This window comes from Pararhizobium sp. DWP1-1-3 (genome assembly GCF_049896125.1).
Taxonomy (GTDB): Bacteria; Pseudomonadota; Alphaproteobacteria; order Rhizobiales; family Rhizobiaceae; genus Pararhizobium.
The window spans coordinates 161,210-177,836 of sequence record NZ_JAFCTR010000008.1; the positions used below are offsets into that span (position 1 = coordinate 161,210).

The following is a 16,627-nucleotide window of genomic DNA, read 5'->3' on the forward strand; positions in this document are numbered from 1 at the left end:
CCGGAAAGCCGGGGGGAGCCTTGCGTCCCGGTCAATTCTTATCGTTGAATATCTGGTAGAGAATACCAAGTCCACGCTGGCCGTCGCGATTGCCTATGGCGGCCAGCGCCTCAAATACCCGCCGCGCATCGGCGTAGCGTTTCAGCTTCAGATAGGCATAACCGCGGAGCGAGAGGAGGTCTGTCCTTTCGGGTGCGATCTGCTTCAGCTGATCAAGAACCAGGAGCGCTTCGCGAGAACGGCCGGCGTCGAAAGCCGCTACGGCCTTGTCGGCGAGGATGGCCTGCTGCAGCTCGAAAGCGCGTTGGCGGTTCTGCGGCGCTTTGACTGCAGAGACGGCGGCCTTGCCTGACAGACCGGCGCGCAGATAGGCGAGACTTTGGCCATAGGCTGCGTCCTCGCGGGTTTTTGCAGACGAGCCGAGCATACCGACCTCGAAGGCTGCGGCCGCTTCCATCGGCCTGTTCCGCTCCATCAGACACCAGCCGCGGGTCAAGGCGGCTTCCGGTGCAAGGGTCTGCGGATTGACCGTGGACTTGCAGCCCCGGTCCACCGCAACGGTTCTGCGTGGCCGTGTCACTGCGGCTGGCTCCGCCGGAACGTGTTGCGCATCTTGCGGCACCGCAGTCGCGCGCTCCTGACTGCTGATGACGACTGTTTCGTTGGCAATAGGCAACGGCCTCTTTGCCGTTTCTGGCTTTTCAACTTCGCCGACTTTAGCAATGCGCTCCGACCGGCCAGCCCAGAGGCGCTGGATCTCGGCCAAGCCTTTCAGGTCGTCGAGTTGCAGATAGGTGACGGCCAGTCCGTAGGCGGACGGCTCGTCGTCGAGCTTCCAGCTGAGTGCGGTCCGGAACCATTGCAAGGCCGTTTGCGGCTGGTTCAACGCGCGGGCATACCAGCCGAATTGCTGGGCAGTGGACGCGTCGCGGGATTTTATTACCTCGGCGGCGATCCGTTTCAAGACATCGCCGGAGATGGCAACCGGTGGCTCCAGTGCCAGCAGGTTGGCTGTGGCCGCCAGATAGACAGCCTTTGCCTCCTTGGAATCGTCGCGCCAGCGATACATGGTGTCTTCGGCTGCAAGCTGGTCGTTGCGGTCGATCAATGTAAGTGCCAGGCCCTGCGACGCTGACGCTGTATCTTCCTTGTCCCGCGCCTTGCGGAACCATTTTTCCGCCGCCTCCATGTCGCCACGCGGCAGGTAGTACCAGCCCAGCAACAGGGCATCGGAGGCAAGGCCGCCCGTTTCGGCAAGTTGCTCCACGCGCGCCAGATATTGCGGCGGGACGACGAGCTTTCCGTCCGCATTGGCTTCGGCGAGAAACCGGCGAGCGAGATCGTCGCGGATGCTGTCGAATTCCATCCTGCCGTCTGCCGAAGTCTTTTCCTTGGCGAGAAGGTCCTCGACGTTTTTGGCGGGAAGAAGTGCGGTGGCCTTTTGAACCGTGGCGAGACGCTCGGCGGCATTGTCGCAATTGTTCAGGATATAGGAATAGGCGTCTGTCGCGCGCTGTGCCTTGTCGGTGCGGAAAAAGGCCTCAGCCACGCGCCACAGAACATCGACTTCGCTGCAGGTCAGCAGGCTCGGCGTTTCCGATCCGATCCGCACGACGGTCTCATATTGTTTCAGATCCGAGGCGTTGATCAGCCGCGTGCGTGCTTCGGCAACGATCAACCGGTCGAGCAGATCCGCCGGCGGCTTCCACGCAGGTTCCGCCGCCTGGCGTTCGGCAATAGCTTTGCGGACTTCAGCGTAGCGGGCTTGCGCATATAGCTCCCACATCGCCTCCAGTTGCTTGTCCTCGTTTTGAGGAACGGCCAGAGGATCCTTTGGCGGCACCCAATCCGGATAGAGTGCTTTCAAACGGGATATTTCTGCCTGCAGTCTTGCCGTGTCGCCACGGCTGGCAAAATAACGCAATGCGCTCTCATCGACAGTCGCCGTCGTTGCGGCAGTCACCACCGTGTCGAGTACCGGCCGGGCAGAGCGCTTGATTTCCCGGAACACCGGCGTTTTTGCGCCAGCGATGCCGGTATCCGATTGCTCAGCCACGCGGGAGGATCGCACAACAGGTTCTTCTGCATCCGTCAGCGAAAGAGACTGCATCGCATGCTTGATATAATCGGGCTTGTTCATCCCGACGACGCCGATAGCGATGACCGCTGCTGACAATGCGATGAAGGTAGACTTCATGAGCACTCCGGCTGCTGAGCAGCGATAAAAGATAGCCCCAGCAAGTGGAGCGTCGAAGGATAATAGCGGGTCGGCACGAATTGCTTCAAATCGTCGGGCACCGTCGTCTTGTCCACCACACAGGCCAGAATATGGTTAATTATTCGATAACCCGGATCGGAGAGGTTGTCCTTCGGTAAGCCGGATACTATATCTATAGTTGCGTATACTCCATTTGCACCGGATGCTCCCCGCATCAATCGTGTCAACAGATCGCGATCCCTTACGTTCCCGCGTACGAGATAGAGGGGGATGCGCAGGGCATTATAGCCAAACTCGGCGGGGAACCCAGTTGCGGGTGCTGATGGTGATTTTAACGAAACCCAATCCGTAGGGAGTTGTTTCGGGCCAAAGCGAAGTTCACCGAGAAGTGCAATGCCATCGTCACGCAGCTTGGCCCAAACCGGGGACGGTGCCAACTGATCGAGCACCGGAAAGGCTTCGAAAACCCAATAGGAGGGATTGATGATCGGGCCATCATCGCGGTCTTTAGCGGAAAAGCCCGTGGCGGCCGGTAAGAGCAGGGTCCGCCCCGAAATTTGAATGACGGTTTTTTCGAGGATGGCACGCGCGATGCCGGCGCCGTTTTTGATGTAGTCCGGCCGGTTCCATTGTTTCCCGGCCAGACCCAGTGCGTAGGCAATCAGAATATCACCATCAGTCGCATTGTTGATGTCGGTGACATGCGGTTTGGTGGCGGGGTTCCATTTCCACGCCGCCAGGCCGTCGCTCCGCAACAGCAGTTCGGTGCGGGTGAAGGACCAGATCAGTTCAAAATCTGCAGGACTGCCAGCAAGGACCGATAGCAGCAACCCATAGCCCTGCCCTTCGCTATGGCTGATATTGCCATTGGCATCGTCGATGATACGGCCACCGGGATCGAGAAACTTCGCCTTGTAGGCCTGCCAGGCTTCGGCTGCGATCATGGGTTGCTGAGCGGTCGCCGCGGTGGTCGTCAGACAGAAGCTGAAAAGTCCCGCAAGAAAGGCCGCCAGCAGTTTTCCTCTCATTGACGCCGTCCAAGATTGCTCAGCATCGATGCGGTTGCCAAACCCAGAATGAGGCCGAGTACCCCTAGCAGCACAGCATAGGACAGGATGTTGGTCGACAACCAATTGGCGGCGATGAGCCTGTAGTTAAAAAAGGATCCGGGCTGCGTCGGCATGAACTGGAAGCTATTTACCGGTACGGTCTGCACAGTCTTGGTGCCGCCTTCATAGGTCGAAATGCGTCCGGAAAGCTGTGACCAATTCGACTGCCCGCTCATCGACAGCATGCTGTCGCGAAGATCTTTACCAGTCGGTGCAGCCACGACAGTCCACGTCCCCGTCCCGTCGGGGCTGGATGCCTGCGCCATAAGCAAGGATGCTTCGTTCGATGGCATAAAGCTGCTTTCGGATCTGGGCGCAAACCTCAGGGATGTCAGCGTGATGTCAAAATTCTGCTTCAGCCATCCCTCCAAGGCGCTGATCTGGCCGCTGAACAGACCACCCTTCAATTTGTCGCGCCATTCGTCGTAGGCGGCCTGCGTATCGACGCCCTGGGCCTGGGCGCCTGTATTCGGCCCCCACGTATTGCGGCTCGCCTCCGAAATATTCATCTGGGTGAAGACCGCCAGCGGCATCTGGGATAGGGATCCGATAAAGATTGCGCTTCTGTTGCCGATCAATGCCGGGGACGCGACGGTCTCCACAGCAAGCGGATGTCCAGCGCCGGCGGCAAGCCGCCCAAGGAATGTTGCCGCCGCCGAAAGAGTATTGGTATCGATGCGATCCATGAACAGCGGAACGGGAACAACGCTCCTGTTGTAAGGCGCTCCGGTTCCCGCTGTCGCTGCTAGATTGGGCAGCTGGCCTACACGGGCAAAATCCGGCATGTGAAATTCGGATGTATCGAAGAGCGCAAAGCGTGGGGCATCAGTGCCGGTTGCTCCCGGCGCGCAGACCTTGTCGCTATCGGTTTCCAGAATGGCTTCGATCGCGATGGTATTCACGCCCGGACGAAAGTGGCGCATCGTTACGTTGATCGGCAGATGACGAAGGAGCCCGCCGCCCGACGAGGTGATCGGAACGGTGGAGGCGATGCTGTCATTGACGTAGATATCGATATGGCTGCCCGGCAGGACAGCGGCCGTATAGGCTGCATCCAGCAGGATCACGGCTTCGCCGTAAGCGGCGGCGTAAAAGTCTGCCGGGATACCGATGGTGAAATCCGTGCGGAAACGCCTGCCGGTGAATTCCTCGGTCTTCAGGCCAAGCTGCGAAAAAGGAAGACGGCTATCGGCGAACAAGAACGGCGCATCGGGAGCGCGCCAGCGCTGCGTGGCAATCACGTCGCGGCGAACCGGCACGGCGACATCGGTTGGCGCGACAATGCTTTCGATGGCACTGCGGATCGCCTGCCATGTTGGACCGGTGATCACCAGAACCGGCAATCCTGTTTTTGCATCCTGGACGAAACCGGCAACCGGTGCGGAAGCGGCGCCATCAGGCAAGGATGGAAACAGCGGCGACAATTCGGCGGGCGTGCCGACGAGGACGGTCATTTCTCCGGGTCCGGATGGCGTCAGTTTGTTCGTTTCAAAAGAGAAGGACTGGTTCGGCATGTCGGCGAGAACCGCCAGGCCCTGTGCAAGGCGCATCAATGGGACGGTGGAGCCTGGCTGTTCCAGCGCCGGAACGACAAAATTGAAACGGGTAAATCCGCCTTCATCGACGCCGATGGCCCTGATGTCATCAAGGCTCTGCATCGTTAGTGGATCGCTGCCTGCAAAGCTGAGATAGGTTTTCTCCGGATCAATGTTCGACCAGAGCTCGTAGGTCGATTGAACGGAGCAGTCGGTGCGATGTCGCTGGTCCGAGCGCAGGCGGATCAGGTTTGATCCCGGCTTCAGCAGGTCCTTCGGAAGATTGAGGCTGAGATCGGAAACGGATTCCGGTGATCGGATGGCCTCCTCGGCGATCTTGGTGTTGTTCACTTCGACGGTCAGGCGGGAGGTTTCCGGGGCAACGAAAATCGAATTCTGATAGCCGAGATGGAGCTTTGTTCCAGCGGCCGCCTGCTGAGGCGTAAGATAGACAGACCACAGCCGATCTTCAAATTCCCCCGTCAGCCCAAGACTGCCTTCCGGAAGAACATACCGCTGGAAGGGCACGGGTTCGACCGCTTCGGCAACGGGCGCGACTGTCACCGGCTGGGCTCCGGGTTGATTTTTCCCCTGATCTCCCGGCGGTGTCGTCACCACGGGGCTTTCCGATGCCGGGCGCTCCGGCGTCATGTCGAAGGGAATCGTCTGGGCGTGGAGTGGACCGGCCGGCAACGCAAGAAGTGTGAGAGCGAGAACCACGGACTTCGTCATTTTTTCGCTCCCGCAGAAACCCGGGGCTTGCCGCCTGCCCCGCGATTGCTGAAGAAATAGGCGAGTCCACGGCTCGTCTGATAGAAAGCCAGCCCGAAGAACCAGACCGTGCCCCGGAAAAGCCCAGGATTGCCGCGACGCGACAATTGGAATTCGGTCCATTGCTGCGAATTTGCAAAAATCAGATCGGCGACGAGACTGTGATCGCGCGCCGCTTCCGGCAGGTATTGGCAACCCATCGTGACGATATCGCCGGCGACCTGCGTGTTGCGGACGGCGACGGGAAGGATTTCTGCGGTCTCGCGCCCATGCGGCGTGAAACGGATCAAGCCGCGCGTATCGACCGCGGGGGAGCCGATAGTCTTTGCGTAGACGTTGATGCGGGCGCCATAGACGGAAACGTCGTCGATCGTTGCCGGATACCATTGCTCGCCGAGGCCGAATTCGCACTGGCGCGTGACCTTGACGCGGCGCGTTGCCGATAATTCCCCGCGCTCCGAAACGACGCCGAGTGCGCATCCCGCCAGGATGAGGTTGAGCAGGTTCCAGCCGCCGACCACCAGTGTGACATCCGCCTTGTAAGGTTCGGTATAGACACGATAGACGGTCACCAACAAGGCGAGCAGCAGAACGGCGAAGATGATGAAAAACGGTCTGCTGATTTCAGACAAGCGGCTAACCAGTACGGATTCGTCCTTTGCTGTCACCTTGAAGCTCGGTTTTCTCGGGTTGACGATCGCCGAGACAACGGCCGGCAGAAGATGAACCGTCTGAACATATTCATACAGCTCGGAGATCCATGGCCAGCGGAATGAACCGTACAGATAGTTCTGCATCATCAGGTTCACGAGCATGTAGGCGAGCGTGTAGCCCAGGAACTCGCCGCCGGATGCGGTGAAGATTTCGAGATCGAAGAACAGATAACAGAGCGGCGCGAACAGGAAGATCGTGCGTGGAAACGGAAACAGCCAGAACAAGGTCGACGACATGTAGCAAAGACGCTGCGGGATCGACAGGCCGCGCTTAAGTGGCGGGAATTTGAACCGCAGGATCTGCATCATGCCCTGCGCCCAGCGACTGCGTTGACCGATGAAGCTGGCAAAGGTCGCTGGCTGCAGTCCGGCGATCAGCGGCCGGTCGACATAGACGCTGTTCCAGCCGCTGGCATGAAGATCGATCGCTGTTTCGCAATCTTCCGTGATGCTGACGCCGCTGAAGCCGCCGGTCTGGTCGAGCGCCTGACGGCGCAACACCGCAGCCGAGCCACAGAAGAACGAGGCATTCCATTTGTCGAGGCCGCGCTGGATGATGCCGTAGAACATCTCGTTCTCGCTCGGCATCTTTTCGAAGGTCCGCAGATTGCGCTCGACCGGATCGGGATTGAGAAAGAAATGCGGTGTCTGAACAAGGAACAGTTTCGGGTCGTCTTCGAAATAGCCGACGGTCTCCCGCAGAAAATCGCGCGCTGGCGCATGGTCGGCATCGAACACGGCGATCAGTTCGCCCTGGGAGTGCTCCATTCCATTGTTGAGATTGCCGGCCTTGGCATGCTCGTTGCGGTCGCGCGTCAGATATTTGACGTCAAGATCGGTACAGAGTGTCTGCAATTCCTGATGCCGGGATTTTGCCATCTGGCTTTCGAGCAGGTTTGCCGAGGTTCGCTTTTGCAGAGTACCGCCATCGTCGAGCAGCCAGACCGTCAGCTTGTCAGCGGGGTAGTCCAGAGCTTTTGCTGCGGCCAGCGTATTGGCAAGGAGATGCGTGTCCTCATTATAGGTCGGTACGTAGACATCGACGCTCGGATATTTTCCCCCGGAGGCTGCCCGAGACGGGCGCGACGGCAGCGGCATGGAGACGACAAACAGGCTGAGCGCTAGCATCATCACGCTGTACATTTCAGCGAGATAGAGCAGGAAACCGGGAATGAAGTTTTCCAACTGATTGACCGGCGGGAGCGTGCTGGTGGTGCGCCAGTAGACGTAGCGCATCACGATTGCCGTACCGAAGGCAAGCGCCGTGAGACGCCAGGTTCCTTCCGCCCTAAGAATCTTCAGGACAGCCATGAACGTGACGACGGCGATGCTGGCGATCAGCTGGGTCTGAAGGTTGATCGGCAGGGTGACCAGCGCAATGACGCAAAGGGAGGCAATCGCCCAGAAAAGAATGATACTCGCCTTGCGCATGGTTGGTGCCCTTCAGGAGGCCACCCGGTGACACGCAAATGCCGCCGGAAGCCCTCAAAACGCCATGGTCAACTCAAACTGCAGTCGGCAATTCGGATCATGCCGGTGTTATTTGCATTGTCCGGTGCCAGCTGACTGGTTCACACAATCAGGCGAAGGAACAACGATCCCATTCATATCCCCTGTTGTTGGTAAAGGAATGGTTTCTTCCGGCGCCGGTTGTTTGATCGGCGTGACTTTTTCCGTTGCGACCACGACCTGCCGTGGCTGCATGGCAGGGCGCGCCTTCTCGACTTCAACGGCCGGCATAATAACGGCCGGCATCATATTGTTGCGCACATCATTCGTCTTGGGATAGATGGGATGTCCGGTTCGGCCCAAACCCGGTTCCACGCTGGGAGGCTCGCCGTAGGGGTTCCAGCCCGCAGCATTGAACGCGCCGCGGATCGTATAGCCGTACATGGTGCTTACCAGTTTTTCCTCGCTGGCGTTCTCTTCGCAGAGCCGCAGGCGGACCTGGATCGTGCCTCCGTTCTGAAAGGCTGTTCTTGCATCTTCGGGCGAACGGATCTGTTGCCAGGCATAAAGGCATGCATCGTTGCCCCGGCCATGGCCGTAGGCATAGCTGAAGGGGCCGTAATTGTTCTGCAGGTAGATGGGGGATTGCCTGAGTGCGATGCCCGGAAGCTCGCGGCGCATTTCCTTGGCGATTTCGCTGACTCGCACGGAAGAGTAGCCAAGCGACTTCGTCCCTTCGAATTTTGATCCGACCGGCCCGAACAATTGTACGCGCATGACATTCTGGCCGGGCGTGGATGCAGTTGTGAACAGGAAGATATCCTGCTGGGTCGCATTCCTGAAACTGCGCTCGACAATATTGACGATGGCCGGCCCTCCGGGGCCTGGAAGCGCAAAGGCCGCATCTTTGGGCACCGTGGTTGCGGTATCGGATAACCTCACGCCGTCACGCCCGCCACAGCCTGCAAGACCGAGCGTCAGAATGATGCCGGCAAGCGTATAACGAACGGTTGAGGTGAGCGGGAAAGACAACATGCCTCCGTCAATTTCTTCGCGGAGAGCTCCTGGCCAAGCGCGATTTCGAATCAGATCGGATAGAATCATCACTTACTGATAGATCATGAGGCCAGATTCGGGAATCCCCATTCATGACAGAGGATTATTCAGAGTTGCCCATTTTTGTTGCGGTGGCGGCTTCAGCTCTGAAAACAGGGATAATTCTAGTTGAGGAAGACCCGCACGCTCGCGGCCCGCCCGGCGGCGTCGATGACGGTCAGCGTCGAATAGCCGGCGCCATCCGGCACCCACTGATTGACCCTTCGCCGCGAAGTCTCGGGCAGCGGCCTGCCATTGGCGAGCCAGCGGAAAGGAGCCCGCCCGCCTTGCAACTTGAGAACCAGTGGCATTGGTGCACCGGCAGTATCAATGCCAAGGTCAACGTGGGCGCCCTCCGGAGGATAGACAATCTGCGGCGCGGCCTCGCGGACAGTTGCCGATACCAGGCCATTTACGGTCAATGAAAACCGGCGCTGGCTGATCGGCAATTCCGCCTGGGCAATACGCACAGCGCCAGCCGGAGCGCGCGGCAGCGGCGTCATGGCAACGCCCGATTTGGCAAAGCCTTCAAACAGGATGGGGGCTGCCGTCCCATAACCGGTGAGGCCAGGCACCGCGCCATTGTCCGGGCGGCCGACCCAGACGCCGAGAACGTAGCGGCCATCGAAGCCGACAGACCAGGCGTCACGGTAGCCGTAGCTTGTTCCAGTCTTGTAGGCGATGCCGCGTTGGACAGCACCCGCAGGCGGCAGCACGCCGGACAAGATATCGGCGATCTGCCACGTGGCGAGCGGATCGAGAAGCGGTTCGTTTTCGATCGTGCCGGGCTGATCGCGGATACCGTCGCCGAGCCGCACCGGCTTGCCGCGATTGGCAAGGGCGGCATAGAGCTGCACGAGGTCCTTCAGGTTGACACCCAGCCCTCCGAGACCGATCGCCAGACCCGGTGCCTCGTTCGGCGGCAGGATCGGCCGGACTTCGGCGCGGCGGAAACGCACCATCAGCCGCGTTGGCCCGACGGAATCGAGCAGCCGCACGGCTGGAACATTGAGAGAGAGCTGCAGCGCCTGGCGGATGCTGACATCACCCTGATAGGTCATGTCGAAATTGCGCGGCCGGTAACCGAAGAAATCCGCCGGACGGTCTTCGATGATGGTTTCCTGGGAAACCAGTCCTTCCTCGAAGGCGAGGCCATAGATGAACGGCTTCAGCGTCGAGCCCGGCGAACGGGAGATGCGCGTCATGTCGATCCAGCCGGAGCGGCTGGCGTCGAAATAATCGGCGGAGCCGAGTTCGCCGACGATCTCGCCCGTGCGCGCATCGGCCATGACCATGGCGATCGATACTTTCGGTCCAAGCCGGCCAGCTGCCTCCTTGGCAACCGTTTCCAGCCCTTTCTGGATGTTCCGCCGCAGCGTCGTCTGATGCTGGATGATCTTGGGCTCCTTGCGCCGCGCCGCTTCGGCGACGTGAGCGGCAAAGGCCGGCAGTTGTAGGCGGCGGGCCGGTACTGAAACCAAGCCGGCGCGTTCGGCCTCCCCTTCCCCGATCACTGCGGAAACTGCCATGCGTTCCAGAACCCGTTGACGTGCCGTTTCCGCCGCCTTCAAATAGCGATCGGGGCGCCGTTTTTCCGGCAGTTGCGGCAGCGCCACCAGCAGCGCTGCTTCGGACACAGTGAGACGGCGTGGCTCCTTTCCGAAATAGGCAAGGCTCGCGGCACGGATGCCTTCGAGATTGCCGCCATAGGGCGCGTGGGTGAGGTAGAGATCGAGGATTTCGGCCTTGCTCAGGCGGCGCTCGATCTGCACGGCGCGGGCAAGCTGGCGGAGTTTTGCTGCAAAGGAACGCCCTTCGCGGGGTTCGATCAGGCGCGCCACTTGCATCGACAGCGTCGAGGCGCCCGAGACGATCCGCCCATGGGTGGCGAACTGCCACGCAGCGCGCGTCAGGGCGTAGGGATCGACGCCCTTGTGTTCCCAGAAGCGTTGGTCCTCATAGGCGATGAGCATGCGGACGAATTGCGGATCGACGTCTTTGGCGGTCGTCTGCAGCCGCCAGCGGCCTTCCGGGGTCGCAAAGGCGCGCAACAGCTGACCGTCGGCACCCAGCACTTCGGCCGAGACCGTGCGTGCGTCTTCAAGCGGCGGCGGATAGGCACGGTCCGCTACTTCCAGGCCAAACATGATGGCGACGCACAGAAGTGCGGAGCCCAGCAATGCGGCGCAGGTTTTCGCCCAGAGATACATTATTCGACCGCCTGAACCTCCATGCGCCCCATGGCGGAGCGCGCGGAGAATTGCGGCCGGTACATGTCCTCGATGCTGGCCGCTGGGTGATCGTAAGTGCCCGGCGTGACGGCGCGGACGACATAAGCGACCGTGATCGTGCGGTTGTCACCGGCCGTGCGATCAAAGGCTGCAACCAAGCGGTCGCTGCGGAACTCCGTGTGAGCAGCCTCCACTTCGCCGATCCATTCGAAGTTCGACAGCTTGGCACTATCGACCAGGGTTGGATTGTCGATCTCGAAACCGGCAGGCAGCAGATCGGTGATCAGCACGCGCGACGGCCAGGTGTTGCTTTCGGTGGCGTTGATGACGACCACATAACGCTCGTTCTGTTTGGCCTGCGTGACATTGGCCGCCTCGCCGTCGAGCGTGTAGTAGGTGCGCTCGATGGTAAAGCCGTTGCCGCCGGCAGGCAACGAAAACGCCGGCGCCGCAACCGTCGTCACCACGGCGGCAACCGGTTCGCTCGACCGGTTGGTGATCGTCACCGGCTGGTCGAGAACCTCGTCGCCGGTGAGGCGTGCCGCATAGGCGCCAGTGCGCTGCGTGCCATTGATATCGAGGTTGAGGTCATTGTCGCCGCCCTGGATGGCGCGGGCCGCCATCAGCGTCCACATCTGCTCCTGCGTGCTCGTATAGGATTTCTGCTCCCATTCACGGGCAACGATCTTGGAGAGTTGCGGGATGATCGTCGGCACGGGCCGGGCTTCCGCAGCCAATGTCAGGACGGCCGCATCGTCACGCAAGGCGGAGCCGTAATCGGAGCGATCAAGGCTGGCATTGTTTGCCGTTACCGACATCTGCAGCGCATCTGCAAAAATGCTCTGCGACCGCTGCGCATCGCCATAAAGGGCGAGAGCGGCGGCCAGATGCCCCTTCGACAGCGGCGTCGGGAACTCCGAAAGCTTGGTGTCGGCGTAGTAACGCAGATCGCTGATCGCAGCCTTGCGGTTGCGGGCGAGCACGTAGAGAGAATAGGCAATCTCATTGCCCTGGCTCTTCATGTCGACATCGTAGCTCATTGCATTTTGCAGGTTATCGAGCGCCTGCACCATCGCCTGGTCCGGCACCTGGTACTTCTGTTCTCGGGCCCGCGTCAGGAAGTCGGTGACATAGGCGTCGAGCCAGAGATCGCCCGAGCCGGGGCTCCAGAGACCGAAGCTGCCGGTCGAGGATTGATAGGACAGCACCCGGTAGATCGCTTCCTGCACCCGCTTCTGAACATCGCCATCCTCCGGCAGCCCCGATTGCTTGGCGAGTTCGCTGAGGTAGAGCAGAGGCAGCGCCCGGCTGGTCGTCTGCTCGGCGCAGCCATAGGGGTAGCGGTCGAGCGATGTCAGAAGGGCCGGGATATCGAAGGCAGCGGAGCGGGTAACGCTGATGCTGACGGCCGATCCCTGCAGCATGCTTTCGGCCAACAGGTCGCCATCGACCTTGAGGCTGGCATTCGGCTCAATGGTCAGCGGATGCCGTGTCGTCAACGGCAGGGCGGCCGGCCGCACCGGAACGGAGACCGACTGTTGCAGCGACAGGCCATCGGCGCCGGTGACTTCAATCGAGATCGCACCATCGCCCGGATGAACGCCGGAGAACGGCAGCGTCAGGTCGAATTTTCCACCCGGTTTGACGCTGAACGTCTGCTGGGCCTGTGCCGCGTCGATCACCACGGAGGAGGTGCTTGTCACCTTGAGGTTCAGGTCGCCGGAAGGGCCATCGGTGTTGGCGATGTCGAGCCGCAGCTCGGCCTTGTCTCCGGGGGCCAGAAATTGCGGCAGGCTTGCCGTCACCACGACGGGATCGCGGATGACAACGTCGGTCGAAGCGTGGCCAACGCCGGCCTTCGACCAGGCGACAGCCATGACGCGGGCGGTGCCGTTGAACTGCGGGATATCAAAGCTGACGATCGCCTTGCCGTCCGCATCGAGCTGGACCGGGCCGGAGAAGAAAGCCACCAGCTTTTCGGTCGGCGGCTTGCCCTGAAGCGCCATCTGTCCACCATCGCCACCGGTGCGCAGTCGCCCGGTTGCACCGAGCGAGCCATCGATCAGCCGTCCATAGAGGTCGCGGATTTCAAGGCCGAGCTGGCGCTGACCGAAATACCAGCCATCCGGATTGGGCACTTCATAACGCGTCAGGTTGAGAATGCCGACATCGACGGCGGCAACCGTGACATAGGCTTCGTCGCCCACCCCTGCCCCGGTCACTTCCACCGGAATGTTCAGTGTCTGGCGTGGCAGCGTCTTTTCAGGCAGATCGAGTTTAACCGATAGCTTGCGGTCTGCGGGATCGACGGCGAGCCACTTGATGCCGATGGAACGCATCGGCATACGGCTTTCCTGCGCGTCGCCCGGACGATAGAGCGTTGCGGTGACGTAGGCACCGGCGCCGAAATCCGCAGTGATCGGAATATCGACTTCACCACCTTCGGCGGCAATGCTCGCGGTTTGCGTGGCAATCAGCTTTTCCGAGCCGATCGTGACCAGAACCTCTCCGGCAAAGCGGGGCGACACGCGCAGCTTTGCGGTGTCGCCGATCGCGTAGTTCTGCTTGTCGAGGGCGACTTCCAGCCCGTCCGGTGTCTCCGTCGAGCTGGCCGTAACATACCAACCAGAATCGAACTCGACGCTCGATGTGGGGCCTTCGATATCGGCCGTCTCCACTTCAAGCCGGTAGCGGCCCCATCCGGCCGATATGGCAATCTCGCCGCCGTCCGTGGTGACGTCCAGCTTGCCGGTCGAAACCTGCTTGGTCGAGGTGACCGGTTCATATTTCCAGGCGGTGCCGTCGCGGTACCACTGATAGTCCTGCTCGACGCGCAGCAGCTTCCAGGAGAGGCCGGTCTTAGCCTGTTTGGCGCCGCTCTGGTCGATGGCGATGACGTGGAATTTTCCGACGGCGTTTTCCGCAAGGTCGCCGGAGAATTCCGGCTTGATGCCGATCATCGCACCGGCCGGCTTGACCGGCATTGTCAGGGAGCGCTCGACGGCACGGCCGCCAGCTTCCTGAACGCGGACGGTGATATTGGCGTTGAGTAGCTGCGTGGTGGAGGGAACGTCCGTCAGAGTGACGTCGAACGTCGCCTTGCCGTCCTCGTCGAGTGGCTCCAGCCCTTCGAGCGTGGTGCGGCTGTCTTCCGTGGCCTCCTCATCGGCGAGGCCGAAGAAATAGCCCTTGAAATCGGGGCTTTCGCGGGTCGGCTTCAGTCCGACTTCGCCTTCGAGTTCGAGCCCTGCTGCCGGGGCGCCATAAAGGAAGCGGCCGTCGATGGTGATCGGTGCCGGTGTATCGATCTCGATCTGTTTGACCGTGCTTGCCATGTCGAATTCGACGCGGTCGGGAACGAAGTCATCGACCTGGAACTGCTTCTCGCTAATCGCCGTGCCCTTGGGGTCGGTAAAGATCTGCACCGTCCAGGTACCGCGCATGGCATTTGGCTGCAACGGGAGATCAAGCGCATAGCCGCCTGCCAGACCACCGTCGCTGACAACGCGGCGATCTTCGACGCCATCCGGGCGCATGAAGATGAAGGTCAGCGGCAATTTCTCGATGGCGACCGAGGCGCTGTCGCGGGCGAGTGCTGAGACATGCACGGTTTCACCAGCACGGTAGATACCGCGCTCCGTCCAGGTCAGCACGTCGATGGCGCCGGGGGCTGCACGTCCTGTGACGCCACGATCAGACAGGTCAAAGCCGGCACGGGTCAGGTCGAGGAAAACGAAATCCTCCGCGCCGTTCTTGGCGGTGATGACGGCCGGGGTCATGGCGGCAGTGCCGCGCAGCAGGCCAGCGTCAAAGGTCGCGCGGCCGTCGTCGTCGGTGGTCGTTGTGCCGAGGATTTCATTGTTCTTGGCAAGCAGGGTCAGTTCGATACCGGCCAGTTGCTTGGCCGATGCAAGCGACCGGGCAAAAACGGAGAGCCCATCGGTGCCGGAATAGGTGGAGAGGCCGATATCCGAAATGACGAACCATTGCGTCGCCTGGCTGTCCCATTCGTTGGAGGCGCCTGTCTCGGAGACGGCGGTCAACACATAGACGCCCGGCTTGCGTTGCGGCAGCGCTTCATCAACCGGGAAGCTGGTGACGACCTCCTTGTTGAGATCGGTGGCAATGTCGATCGATCCCTGCCAGACCATTTCGCCGTTTTCGTCCTGGATCCGCTGGGCACTATAGCCATCGAGCTGCGTCAGGAATTGCGAGGCGGTCAGCAGCGAGGCAATGTTGCGGTCGCCGATGCGGTAGAGTTTCAGTTTGGCGCTGGCGGTGTTGACCGAAACGATCGGAATGCCGCGACGGGCCGTTCCGGGCAGCACGAAGCTGTCGCCGGTAAAGCGGACCATCGCTGCGCGGTCGGGGATATAGACGTCGAGATTGACGTTGGCTTCCAGCGGCTCATCGACCGAGGATGGCAGTCCCGAGCGGAAAGCCACCTTGTATCGCTGACCGTGGCTGAGGCCCTCGACGCAGATTTCGCTGCCCTTGGCTTCGACAGCCTTGGGTGTGGCGCCATCCAAAAGAACGAACGGCGTATAATCGACGCCGGCCTTGACCAACGGCTCGGAAAACTGGACGCAGACCCGCGGCGTGGCGCTGTCGGAATCGATCTTGTGTTCGGTGACGCGAAAACCCTGGCGCGAGCGCAGGTCGGTGTAATCGGCGCGAACGGATTTGGCTTCGACCAGTTCGAGACTGGCCTTGTAGGCGCTGAGCGCGCTCCGGAAATTCTCGGCGTTCTTCAATGCGGTGGCCAGAACCGCCAGTGCCTCTGCCCGTGCCTGGGTGGAGCGCGACAATTGATAGGCGTTGAGGGCTGCAAGCGAAGCCTGCGTGGCGAAATCGGAATTGCCGTAAACGCGGTTTGCTGCACGCGCGGCTTCGATCCACAATGCGCCGTCATCGGGCGTAATGGACAGCGCGCCCTGAAACGCCTTCAGCGCCGGGCCGACATTACCGGCTGTCAATTCGCGATAGGCGGCGGCCTTGCGGCCATTCAGCCCCAGCGCATCCTGGTCTGCCAGCACCGAGAGATTTTCCTTGGTGGCGCGCGCGTCGTTCAGGAGTTGTTCTGTGACGAACGGCAATGCTGGTGGCGCACCGATATCCGGTTCGGCGGCTGAAGCATCCACGACCTTGCCGGCAATGGCGCCGGCGAACGTGTTCAACGTGTTATAATCGGACTTGAGAAAACACCATTTCACCTTGGGGTTATAGGTGAAGGCGCGGCAGGAGGAATCCGCAACGCAGACCTTCTCGCAATCGGCAAGCGAGACGTTCTGTTCCGTTCGCAGGTCAAAGCCGAAATAATCGCCGTCCTGGGTGGTGACGATATGCCTGCCCGTTTCCGCCGCCTGGACAACAGGTGAAAACGCAAGGACACTGAGAATAATCGCTGAAAACCGGATAAACGCGCGCATAGACAAAAGTCCTCCCCAACGCTGCCGTTTTGACCGGTTTACTCTTTAGGCTCGCCTTGAGCTTGTCAACCGGACAT

7 protein-coding genes are annotated in these 16,627 nt (G+C 60.6%); all 7 read right to left on the bottom strand.

Annotation, left to right across the window (positions count from 1 at the left end):
- Window positions 1–31: 31 nt before the first annotated feature.
- Window positions 32–2,197 (bottom strand): cellulose synthase, encoded by a 2,166-nt coding sequence (locus ACP7BS_RS17740; protein ID WP_426239161.1) that lies wholly within the window; start codon window positions 2,195–2,197, stop codon window positions 32–34.
- Window positions 2,194–3,246, bottom strand: coding sequence for a glycosyl hydrolase family 8 (locus ACP7BS_RS17745; RefSeq protein ID WP_426239162.1), 1,053 nt, complete (start codon window positions 3,244–3,246; stop codon window positions 2,194–2,196). The genes ACP7BS_RS17740 and ACP7BS_RS17745 overlap by 4 nt, the downstream gene beginning before the upstream one ends.
- Window positions 3,243–5,594: a cellulose biosynthesis cyclic di-GMP-binding regulatory protein BcsB gene (locus ACP7BS_RS17750; protein ID WP_426239163.1), complete on the bottom strand. Its 2,352-nt coding sequence runs from the start codon at window positions 5,592–5,594 to the stop codon at window positions 3,243–3,245. Before ACP7BS_RS17750 ends, ACP7BS_RS17745 begins: the two co-directional genes overlap by 4 nt.
- The gene (gene bcsA / locus ACP7BS_RS17755; RefSeq protein ID WP_426239164.1) at window positions 5,591–7,777 is read right to left on the bottom strand and encodes a UDP-forming cellulose synthase catalytic subunit; all 2,187 of its coding nucleotides are present in this window, start codon (window positions 7,775–7,777) and stop codon (window positions 5,591–5,593) included. Before bcsA ends, ACP7BS_RS17750 begins: the two co-directional genes overlap by 4 nt.
- 108 nt (window positions 7,778–7,885) lie before the next feature.
- Window positions 7,886–8,827, bottom strand: a complete 942-nt coding sequence (gene bcsN, locus ACP7BS_RS17760; protein ID WP_426239165.1) for a cellulose biosynthesis protein BcsN — start codon at window positions 8,825–8,827, stop codon at window positions 7,886–7,888.
- 188 nt (window positions 8,828–9,015) lie between these two features.
- Window positions 9,016–11,100: a penicillin-binding protein 1C gene (pbpC, locus tag ACP7BS_RS17765; protein WP_426239166.1), complete on the bottom strand. Its 2,085-nt coding sequence runs from the start codon at window positions 11,098–11,100 to the stop codon at window positions 9,016–9,018.
- Window positions 11,100–16,550 (bottom strand): MG2 domain-containing protein, encoded by a 5,451-nt coding sequence (locus ACP7BS_RS17770; RefSeq protein WP_426239167.1) that lies wholly within the window; start codon window positions 16,548–16,550, stop codon window positions 11,100–11,102. The genes pbpC and ACP7BS_RS17770 overlap by 1 nt, the downstream gene beginning before the upstream one ends.
- Between the last annotated feature and the right edge of the window lie 77 nt (window positions 16,551–16,627).